Source organism: Oceanobacillus locisalsi (genome assembly GCF_042675985.1).
In the GTDB taxonomy this organism is placed as follows: Bacteria; Bacillota; Bacilli; order Bacillales; family Amphibacillaceae; genus Oceanobacillus; species Oceanobacillus locisalsi.
The window spans coordinates 42,329-52,407 of record NZ_JBHTKK010000010.1 but is presented as its reverse complement, the minus strand read 5'-3'; the positions used below and the strand labels follow the sequence as shown (position 1 = coordinate 52,407).

The window sequence follows — 10,079 nt, the reverse complement described above, 5'->3', positions numbered from 1 at the left end:
TTGCTATGCCTTTTCAAATATTAATTAATGTTTTGCTCGCGATACTCTGGATGTTTTTACAAAATGAGTATACATTAATCAATTTTATTTACGGTTATGTGATCGGAATTTTGATTTTAGTCATTATACGCCGGTTCCTTAAGTTTGATTTTTATTTAAAAAGAATCTGGGCACTTATAAAATTAATTAATTTATTTATAGTTGAATTAATTAAAGCCAACATTGAAGTTGTAAAAGTTGTGTTGAAACCAAAACAAGATCATCAGCCCGGAATCATTGCTGTAGAAACTCGTCTGGATTCGGATCTTGAGATTTCGATTCTGGCAGCGTTAATTACATTAACTCCCGGAACCATATCCATGGATTTTTCAGACGACAGCAGGACCATCTACGTGCATTCTTTGGATGTTCCGGATAAAGAGGCAATGGTTAAGGGGATCCACGACTCTTTTGAAAAAGCGATTATGGAGGTGACGAAATAATGTTTGATACGATTTTGATTGTAGCATTAACTGCACTCTCCCTCGCTCTGATTCTATTATTTATCCGAGTTATTATCGGCCCTTCTACACAGGACAGAATACTGGCATTGGATGCGATTGGTGTTTTGCTTGTCGGTTTTATCGGCGTCTTGATGATTCTGCAAGACACCTCTGTATTCTCTGACATTGTTCTCGTACTGTCTATATTAGGTTTTGTCGGGACATTGGCTCTCTCCAAGTTCCTGGAAAGAGGTGTTGTCATTGAACGTGATGATTGATGTACTTGTAACTATCTTCGTTATTATCGGCGTGTTTTTCGCAGTAGTAAGTGCGATTGGTATTGTCAGGTTAAAAGATGTATACAGTCGTGCGCACGCTTCGGGTAAGAGTGCTACCTTAGGTGTTATTTTTATTATGGTCGCTGTATTTATTCACTTTTTATCACAAGGTGTTATCAATGCAAAAGTATTGCTGGCTATCCTGTTTTTATTCCTGACAGCTCCAGTAGCCAGTTTAATGATTACAAGGTCAGCCTACCGCAACGGCGTGAAATTCGATAAAAGCACAGTAACCAATGACCTGAAAGACATGTACCAAACTCGTGAAAGAGATAATCAATCGAAATAACAGACACAAAAACGCAGGTTTCCATCCGAAAGGGAAACTTGCGTTTTTTATTTGGGATGAAGTTTCGGATGATGATTCTCCGCAGTTGTATTTTCCTTGGACAGACACGTTTTTAACCTTTCGCACATAAGATGAAGCTATAGGCAATTACCTAGAAAGTTTTAAGTTGCTTACTCTTGGAGGTGACGGGATTTGTCCATTGTTTTATCTGCACTTGGACTCTTTATTAAAGAAGCTTTATTTTTTGTCTCTTATGTCAAGAACCAATCTTTCCCCCAGCCACTATCCCCTAAAGAAGAAGCAAAATACATCCAATTGATGCAGGAAGGAGATGAAGATGCCAGAAACAAACTGATTGAACATAATCTCCGGCTTGTAGCTCATCTGGTGAAGAAATTTGAAAATACTGGGGAAGATATGGAAGATTTAATTTCTATCGGGACGATTGGTTTAATCAAAGGGGTAGAAAGTTTTTCTACCGGCAAAGGAACAAAACTGGCCACCTATGCAGCGCGCTGTGTTGAGAATGAAATACTGATGCACTTAAGAGCTCTCAAGAAAGTCAAGAAAGATGTTTCTCTGCATGATCCGATCGGGCAAGATAAAGAGGGTAATGAAATCAGCTTAATCGATATCTTAGAAGCGGAAAATGAAAATGTCATTGAATATATCCAATTAAATATGGAAATTTCCAAGATTGAACAGTATTTTTCCATCCTAGACAGCCGGGAACGGGAAGTAATTGTGTACCGTTATGGATTAAACGATCAAGAGGAAATGACGCAGCGGGAAATTGCGAAAAAGCTGAATATCTCCAGAAGTTATGTATCACGTATTGAAAAACGCGCCTTGATGAAGGTGTTTCATGAGTATTACCGAAATGAGCATCCATCCCATTAACCTGTTCGTACATTTCAAAATGCTTCAAGTGGTTAACAGTCACTTGAAGCATTTTTTGTACAAAGATACATATACGAAAAAAGAGAGAAGCTAATCGACGCTTCTCTCTCGTGCCCTCTTTATTCTTTTTCAATCTCCACATTTTTAGATGGCGAAAATGTAGAAATAGCGTGTTTGAAGATAAGTTGCTGTTTCCCGTCTGTTTCCAATAATACGGTAAAATTATCAAACGCTTTTAATACTCCGCGCAACTGAAAACCATTGGTTAAAAACACCGTGACAAAAACATGATTTTTTCGCAATTGATTTAAGTATTGATCTTGAATATTAACGGATTGGGCCATAAATAATTTCCTCCTCTTTTCTATCTATACTTCTTTTATTCTATTTGTTCTGTAAAAATCCTGCTAAATCTTTTAAAATTAATTCCATTTGCTGCGAACTTTCTTCTCTTGTAAGCTGGTACCAATGCACATCCAATTTATTCCGGAACCATGTCAGCTGTCTTTTCGCATATTTGCGTGAATTTTGCTTCACAGCATGAACTGCATCTTCCAGAGATAAGCGATGGTCGAGATAGGCTGCTATCTCTTTATAACCAATGGCGTGCATAGCTTGGCAATTTTTATAACCTTTTTCGATTAGAGATGCCACTTCTTCGATCAAACCAGCTTCTATCATCTGATCCACACGCTGGTTAATTCGATTATACAATATAGAACGTTCCATATCCAATCCGATAATAAACGGGTCATATGGAGATTCTTTCTGCTGCGCTTGCTGATACGCTGTCATTGTCATGCCGGTCAGTTCATAAACTTCCAATGCACGTACCAGACGTCTGTGATTGTGGGGATGAACTTTTTCGGCTTGTTCCGGGTCAACTTTTTTCAAACGTTCATATAATTTTCCCGGACCTTCTTCTTCTATCTCTTGAAATAATCTTTTCGTAACTTCTTCATCACGGCGCTGGTCGGAAAAATGATAATCGAACAGTACAGATTGTATATACAATCCGCTCCCGCCGACGATAATGGGGAGATTGCCCCGTCCGTGAATAGCTTCAATATGATATTTTACATGCGCTTGAAAATCAGCTGCCGAGAATGGTTGATCCGGCTCCATGATATCAATCATATGATGCGGGATACCTTTTGTTTCTTCTTCCGTTACCTTTGCTGTTCCAATATCCATTCCAACATATACTTGGGTGGAATCACCGCTGATAATTTCTCCTTGAAACTGTTTAGCAGCAGCAATTCCTAACGACGTCTTTCCGACAGCTGTCGGCCCTACAATAGAAATAACTTTTTTCTTCATGCACTTGTTCCTCAACTTTTTCCTTATTTTTTTCAGATTCAATATCAACATCCATAGTTAGTATTGTTCTATAAACAAGCTAATGAATCTAGTTAGCGGAGAAAAAACACGGAGACTCCTATGGAAAAGCGTAGTGTTTTTCCGCAGCAGTTGCTACTAATAAAAATATAGCCATTTGTCACTCACTCGACTTTCGCACCTGAGCATAAACATAAAAACCTTGCTGTACCAGGATGAACATGATTTCAATCATTCTTTTATTTTTGAACAGGATAGGCTGTATAGCCACCGCTCCGGCCAACCACTCCGCTTTCCAAGGGGACGGCTTCAGCTAACTTGAAAAGAAAACCGCTTTTCAAGTGGATCTTCAGCTCGCCCTGTTCCCTTAGGAGTCTACGTGGTTGGCCTGCGCTCTGATAGGATGCTACAGCGCTTGGAAGAAATAACATCCTAATGAAGTTAAATGATTTTAGTTGTTCAACTATTTCATGTATAGAACATCCCACTAGCGGAGGCGGACCGTTTTGACTCCTGAAAGGAAAGCGGAAAGCGTCGTTTAAAAACGTAACAACTGCGCCCCCGATCTTTGGGGGTGGTTCGACCTTGGTCGAACTTCCATCACTTATGAGATAAAGGAATCACCGTGAGTTTACGAACGGATGATGACTTTCACCCGCGGGGCACGACGGACACGACGTCCTAGTATCGACGTTGGTCACAGGACGTGACCGTTCTTAGTCGATGAAAGTGCGACTTTAGCTCTGTCTACGCCTATTGGCTTGCCAATCGCTAAGTCTTCTTTTCACCCGCGGGGCATAAGTGCGACTTTAGCTCTGTCTGCGCCTGCCGGCTTGCCAATCGCTAAGTCTTCTTTTCACCCGCGGGGCATAAGTGCGACTTTAGCTCTGTCTGCGCCTGCCGGCTTGCCAATCGCTAAGTCTTCTTTATCGTAGGGCGCTCTCGGGAAGTTGTCTAGTTTTTGACGCTTGTAGCTGGACGAGGGACCAGCACCCTAGGAAAGCAAAACAGTACGCCGCAGCGGTCGCATGACACTCTACCTTCTCACCTCTCTCAACAGATATACGGAAGAAACAATTCGCCCCTGTTCCTATGGGAGGGTAGTTACTTTTAAAGTGCGAAAGTAAAGTCACTCATAAATTTTGATGAAGAAACGATTTTCATCTTACATAATACGCTTAAACATCTTCTCCAGTTCATAGGTGGAGAAATGCACAATAATCGGTCTTCCGTGCGGACAAGTAAAAGGATCTGTGGTATTGCGTAAATCTTCCAGCAGCTGGAACATTTCCTCGTTCGTTAAATAATGATTAGCTTTGATCGACCGTTTACAGGACATTAATGTCGCTGCTTCTTCCCGTATCTTTTCCACATTCACCGTAGACTCCCGGATAAACTGATCGACCATTTCCCGGATAATCTCTTCTTCCAGACCGGCAGGAAACCAAGTAGGATGAGAACGTATCACATAAGTCTGATTACCAAATGGTTCAAAGAATAAACCTGCTTTTTCTAATGTTTCTTTTGCTTCTTCAATAAAGATGGCCTCTTTTTTGGAGAAGTCAAAAGTCATCGGGATTAAAAGTTCTTGTGATTCATTGATTGGTTTGCCGAGTTTTTGTTTAAAAAATTCATATTTAACCCGTTCTTGCGCCGCATGCTGATCGATCATATACAAGCCATTCTCGTTTTGCGCCATAATATACGTTCCCTGCAGCTGGCCAATCGGATACATCATTGGCACACGGGACTGCTTTTCCGGATATTCTTCCTCCCGAGGGGGAAAGGAAGATTCATTTAAAAGCTTCTCAGAGGTTTTTTCTTCTTGTTCGACTGTTATATCCTGTTGCGTTGTGTCAGCTTCTACAGCCTTGCTCTCGTCACGAAGAAAGGCAGGTATTTCATTTTGCGATGCGTTATTTTCCTTGATAACCGTTTCTGTTTGATTTACTTCTTCTGTTTTCTCCTGAAATGAAGGGGCTGGATTCGTCTCAAACTGAAACGCATGCTGTTCTGATTTTTCTTTTGGTTCCGGTTTTTTTGTGACCTCTGGAATCAGTGTCATCTTCCGGAAATGGTTTTGAATCATATCTTTGACTGCTTCATACAATTCTTTCTCTTTGCTGAAACGAGCCTCCAGTTTAGCAGGATGCACATTCACATCAACAAGAATGGAATCCATCTCAATAGAAAGAATAACAATAGGAGACCGGCCAATTGGCAGCAAAGTATGATAGCCTTCGATAATCGCTTTATTTAATACAACATTACGAATGAACCTGCCATTAATAATCGTTGACATATAGTTTCTGGAAGCCCTTGTTACTTCCGGTTTTGCTACATATCCAGTAATGGTAAAGTCCACCGTTTTGTACTCTACGGGCGACATTTGTCTAGCAACACTCATCCCGTACACTTGTGAAATGACTTGCAGCATATCGTTATTTCCAGAGGTTTTTAACAGCCCTTTCCCATTATGCGTTGCTTCGATCCGAATTTCCGGATGAGCTAGTGCCATCCGGTTTAACACATCAGATATATGCCCAAGTTCCGTATGCAGGCTTTTCATATATTTTAGCCGTGCAGGCGTATTATAAAATAGATCACGAACAACAATTTCCGTCCCTTGACGGGCATCACTTTTACCTCTTTTGACAATTTCCCCGCCTTCCAATTCCAATGCCGCTCCTGCCGAGTCTCCTTGTGATGTTTGAACAGAAAGCTTGCTTACCGATGCGATACTTGCCAAAGCCTCCCCACGGAATCCGAGTGTTTTTACATGGAAAAGATCCGTCTCGGTACTAATTTTACTGGTTGCATGTGGCAAAAAGGCCTTTTCCACCTCTTCTGCCGCAATACCAGATCCGTTATCAACAATGCGCATTTCAGATAATCCGGCTTCATGTACATCGATTCGTATCCAAGTGGCGCCCGCATCAATACTGTTTTCCATGATTTCTTTGACAACCGAAGCCGGGCGTTCCACAACTTCCCCGGCTGCAATTTTATTTGCCAGGCTGTCCGGCATTTGCTCAATTGGCATGCTATCACCTTCCTCTTCCGTGTTACTTTAATTTCTTCTGCAGGCGATATAATTCATTCATAGCCTCTAACGGGTTCATTTCCAGTATATTTAAGTTTTGGAGCTCTTCTAATGCTTTGTTCTCTTTGTTATTTAACTTCGCTGGTTTACTCGGTGTATTGTTCTCTTCCACAAAAAAGGATAATTGATCGGATTGTGCTTCTTCCGGTTCCGTCGTTTCTGCTGCTGTTTCTTTCTGTTCCTCTTCTTCCGGTCCCTCTTTTATTCCGTTGTTTTCAAAGCCTTCGAGAATAACAGAAGCACGGCTGATTAATTCATCAGGTAAATCTGCTAATTTAGCTACATGAATACCGTAACTCTGATCTGCAGCTCCTTCTTTAATCTGGTGAAGGAAAACAACATTTCCTTCATGTTCTTCTGCACGGACATGAATATTTTGTAAATGCTCTAAGGTACTTTCCAACGCTGTCAGTTCATGATAATGCGTAGAAAATAGCGTCTTAGCATGAATATGATGATGAATATACTCAACAATTGCCTGAGCTAAAGCCATCCCGTCATACGTACTGGTTCCACGTCCAATTTCATCCAATAAAATCAGACTGTCCGCTGTTGCATTCCGGAGGGCATGTCTTGCTTCCAGCATCTCTACCATAAAGGTACTCTGTCCAGATACCAAATCATCCGCTGCGCCGATTCTTGTAAAAATCTGATCGAAAACAGGAAGCACCCCTGATTCTGCCGGAATAAAGCAGCCTGTCTGCCCCATAATCGCAATCAGCGCTACTTGACGCATATACGTACTCTTACCGGACATATTCGGACCTGTAATCAGCAGCATCTGATTTTGATTATTCAGTTGGACATCATTGGGTACAAAAGTGCCGCTTTTCATCACCTGTTCAACCACCGGATGCCGGCCGTTTTCCACAGCGAAAACACCTTTTTCAAACGTCGGACGTTTATAATTATTCTCTTCACTGACTGTTGCAAATCCCTGCAGCACATCGATTTCACTGATAACTTGTGCAAGTTGCTGAATGACTGGAATATCCTGCTTGATCTGCTCTCTGATTTCAATAAATAAATCGTATTCCAATTCTACACTTTTTTCATCCGCTTCTAAAATAAGCGTTTCTTTTTCTTTCAGCTCCGGCGTAATAAAACGTTCGGCATTGGTAAGGGTTTGTTTGCGTTCATAACGATCATCATGTAATAAATGCAGGTTCGGCCTTGTCACCTCAATATAATAACCAAATACACGGTTATACCCTATTTTAAGGGATTTAATTCCGGTTTGTTCCCGCTCTTTCTGCTCTAACGAAGCAATCCATTGTTTGCCGTTCTTAGAAGCATCACGGTACTTATCCAATTCTTCGTGATAACCTTCTTTGATTAAGGCGCCTTCTTTGACAGAAAGCGGAGGGTCTTCTACCAAGCTTTGTTCCAGAAGATTCACCGTATCTTCCGGATAAATTAAAGCATCTGCCAAATTGTCAACTTCAGGCGTGCGCAGTTCCCCAAGTGCTTCTTTGATTTCAGGGATTTTCTGCAGGGAACGTTTTAATTGGATAAGGTCTCTCGCGTTCACATTCCCAAAAGCAATTCTTCCGGATAAACGCTCTAAATCATAGACAGATTTTAAATTTTCCCGGATATTTTCGCGCTCCATAAAAGCATCCAGAAAAGTCCCGACAACCTCAAGACGGCGATTAATGGTAACTTGATTCAATAACGGGCGCTCCAGCCATTTTTTCAGCATTCTTGCTCCCATCGCTGTTACCGTCTTATCAAGCACCCACAGCAGACTGCCGTGCTTGGATTTTTTCATAATTGTCTCTGTCAGTTCTAAATTACGTTTGGAATACATATCCAAAGTCATATATTGTTTTAATTCAATTACTTCTGCCGGCTGCAGGTGATCCAGGGAGCGTTTTTGTGTACGCTGAATATAATTTAATAACCTGCTGAAGGCTTCCATCAGACGTTCATCATTTAAGTTATCGCTCAGATCACGAAATTCTGCATTAAAATTGACTTCATCCTGATAGGACACCGTAACCTGCAATCGCTCCTGAAGCTGTGTTTGCATGTCTTCGGGAAGACTGGGTGAAATGACGATTTCCTTTACCGGCTGATGATAAAATTCATGAATCACACTGTCCCAGCCATCTTCCATTAAAGCGAGCCGGTTCTCTCCGGTGGACAAATCATTGTATACAATCACAAACGAGCCATCCTCAAAATGGGATAAGCTGCCGATATAATTATTTTCTCCTTCGACAAGCATATTACTTTCCATTACGGTTCCCGGCGTAATCATTTGAACAACTTCCCGTTTAACCACGCCTTTGGCTGTCTTCGGATCTTCCACTTGTTCACAAATCGCGACCTTGTATCCTTTATCGATTAATACTTTGATATAATTTTCTGCAGAATGATAAGGTACGCCACACATCGGGATAGGATCATCCCCGCCGGCACGTTTGGTTAAAGTAATTTCCAATTCTCCGGCCGCTTTTGTGGCATCATCATAAAACAGCTCATAAAAATCTCCGAGTCTGTAAAATAAAAAAGCATCCTTGTATTGCGATTTTATCTCTATGTATTGCTGCATCATTGGTGTTAATTTACTCATGAATCATTTCCTCCAGCTTGCTAAAATAATCGATTTATCTGTTCACGTACTTTTTAAATAGCATCTCATATAAATGGAATTCCATTATAGCATATTCTGAAGTATCCTTGTCCTATCCTGTTCGCAAAAAAACGAAACATTCGCGAACAGGCGGGAATGTTTCGTTTTATCATTTCTTGAAGTGTAAAAGAAAACGAGAGTATTAACTACCCTCGCCTCCTGTTAATCTTTGTGATTGTGATGGATAAAGTCCGGTTTGATATCTTCTGCCTCATCGTCTGTCATTTCATAGTCCCAGATAAAATCATCTTCCTCATCGTCGCTGTGCCAATTCGGTTTCACTTTTACACAAATTTTTGTTTCTCCGATGATTTGAACCACGAATTCACGCTCAATATCAACGGAAATACTTTTGCCCTTATCTGCAATCATACACTCTAAGCAATTCGGCTGCTGCAGTACTTTGGCGATAATATCATATTCGTCATTAATGCAATTATCGTCTTTTACAGATAAAGGGACGACATCAGTATATTCCACCCTTTCTGTAATAACCTCTGTCTTCGTATTATCGTTGTAAGAATACCATACATTAATATCATAACTGCCACTGATAATGACAGTATCCTCAGACTTCTTCTTTGCGTGGTATAAATGGTTAATCACCCAGCACCCAAGAATACTTGTCGGACGATGGCCTGGAGTTATGGTATGGGTATCTTTTGTAAATTTTCTGCCTTTACCGCATACTGCTTTCGTAATGATTTCTCTATATTCTTTATCAAGAAAAGTCATGATATACTTTACCTCCTCTTTTTTCATAGTCATTTTATGCACGGCAAATACCTAAAGTGCATAACTATTGCCAAGAAAAAAGAAAAGACACCTTTTGAAGAATAGCAGAAAGGGTTTTAATTTCAAAAAATGGGCTGACAGCGGACATTTCCACACTGTAAAAGGAGGAAGAATATAAAAGTTTATTTCCCAGGATAATGAAAAGCCGGACAGCTTACTATCCGGCTTTTCATCTATCTACTTTATGACACAAATA

9 protein-coding genes are annotated in these 10,079 nt (G+C 40.7%); 4 read left to right on the top strand and 5 right to left on the bottom strand.

The genetic code is table 11. From position 1 onward, the window contains the following. The first annotated feature begins 5 nt into the window (after window positions 1-5). From ACFQ19_RS09755 to sigK, 4 genes are all read left to right on the top strand, one after another. On the top strand, window positions 6-482 hold the full coding sequence (locus ACFQ19_RS09755; RefSeq protein WP_379591889.1) for a Na+/H+ antiporter subunit E: 477 nt from the start codon (window positions 6-8) through the stop codon (window positions 480-482). Next, a complete protein-coding gene (locus ACFQ19_RS09750; protein WP_379591888.1) occupies window positions 482-760 on the top strand; it encodes a Na(+)/H(+) antiporter subunit F1 in 279 nt (92 codons plus the stop codon). Before ACFQ19_RS09755 ends, ACFQ19_RS09750 begins: the two co-directional genes overlap by 1 nt. Then, window positions 753-1,109: a monovalent cation/H(+) antiporter subunit G gene (gene mnhG, locus ACFQ19_RS09745; protein ID WP_379591965.1), complete on the top strand. Its 357-nt coding sequence runs from the start codon at window positions 753-755 to the stop codon at window positions 1,107-1,109. Before ACFQ19_RS09750 ends, mnhG begins: the two co-directional genes overlap by 8 nt. Before the next feature lie 192 nt (window positions 1,110-1,301). Next, on the top strand, window positions 1,302-2,009 hold the full coding sequence (gene sigK / locus ACFQ19_RS09740; RefSeq protein ID WP_379591887.1) for an RNA polymerase sporulation sigma factor SigK: 708 nt from the start codon (window positions 1,302-1,304) through the stop codon (window positions 2,007-2,009). A gap of 119 nt (window positions 2,010-2,128) precedes the next feature. Here sigK and hfq read toward each other — a convergent pair whose 3' ends face one another. From hfq to ACFQ19_RS09715, 5 genes are all read right to left on the bottom strand, one after another. After that, complete coding sequence (gene hfq, locus ACFQ19_RS09735) at window positions 2,129-2,353, bottom strand: RNA chaperone Hfq (RefSeq protein WP_080874686.1); 225 nt, start codon at window positions 2,351-2,353, stop codon at window positions 2,129-2,131. Between the two features lie 40 nt (window positions 2,354-2,393). Next, entirely contained in the window at window positions 2,394-3,329 is a 936-nt protein-coding gene (gene miaA, locus ACFQ19_RS09730; RefSeq protein WP_379591886.1) for a tRNA (adenosine(37)-N6)-dimethylallyltransferase MiaA, read from the bottom strand. A gap of 1,183 nt (window positions 3,330-4,512) precedes the next feature. Further along, on the bottom strand, window positions 4,513-6,390 hold the full coding sequence (mutL, locus tag ACFQ19_RS09725; RefSeq protein ID WP_379591885.1) for a DNA mismatch repair endonuclease MutL: 1,878 nt from the start codon (window positions 6,388-6,390) through the stop codon (window positions 4,513-4,515). Window positions 6,391-6,412: 22 nt separating this feature from the next. Next, window positions 6,413-9,028, bottom strand: a complete 2,616-nt coding sequence (mutS, locus tag ACFQ19_RS09720) for a DNA mismatch repair protein MutS (RefSeq protein ID WP_379591884.1) — start codon at window positions 9,026-9,028, stop codon at window positions 6,413-6,415. A 222-nt stretch (window positions 9,029-9,250) separates the two neighbouring features. Then, window positions 9,251-9,823, bottom strand: coding sequence for an outer spore coat protein CotE (locus ACFQ19_RS09715; protein ID WP_379591883.1), 573 nt, complete (start codon window positions 9,821-9,823; stop codon window positions 9,251-9,253). Window positions 9,824-10,079 lie beyond the last annotated feature (256 nt).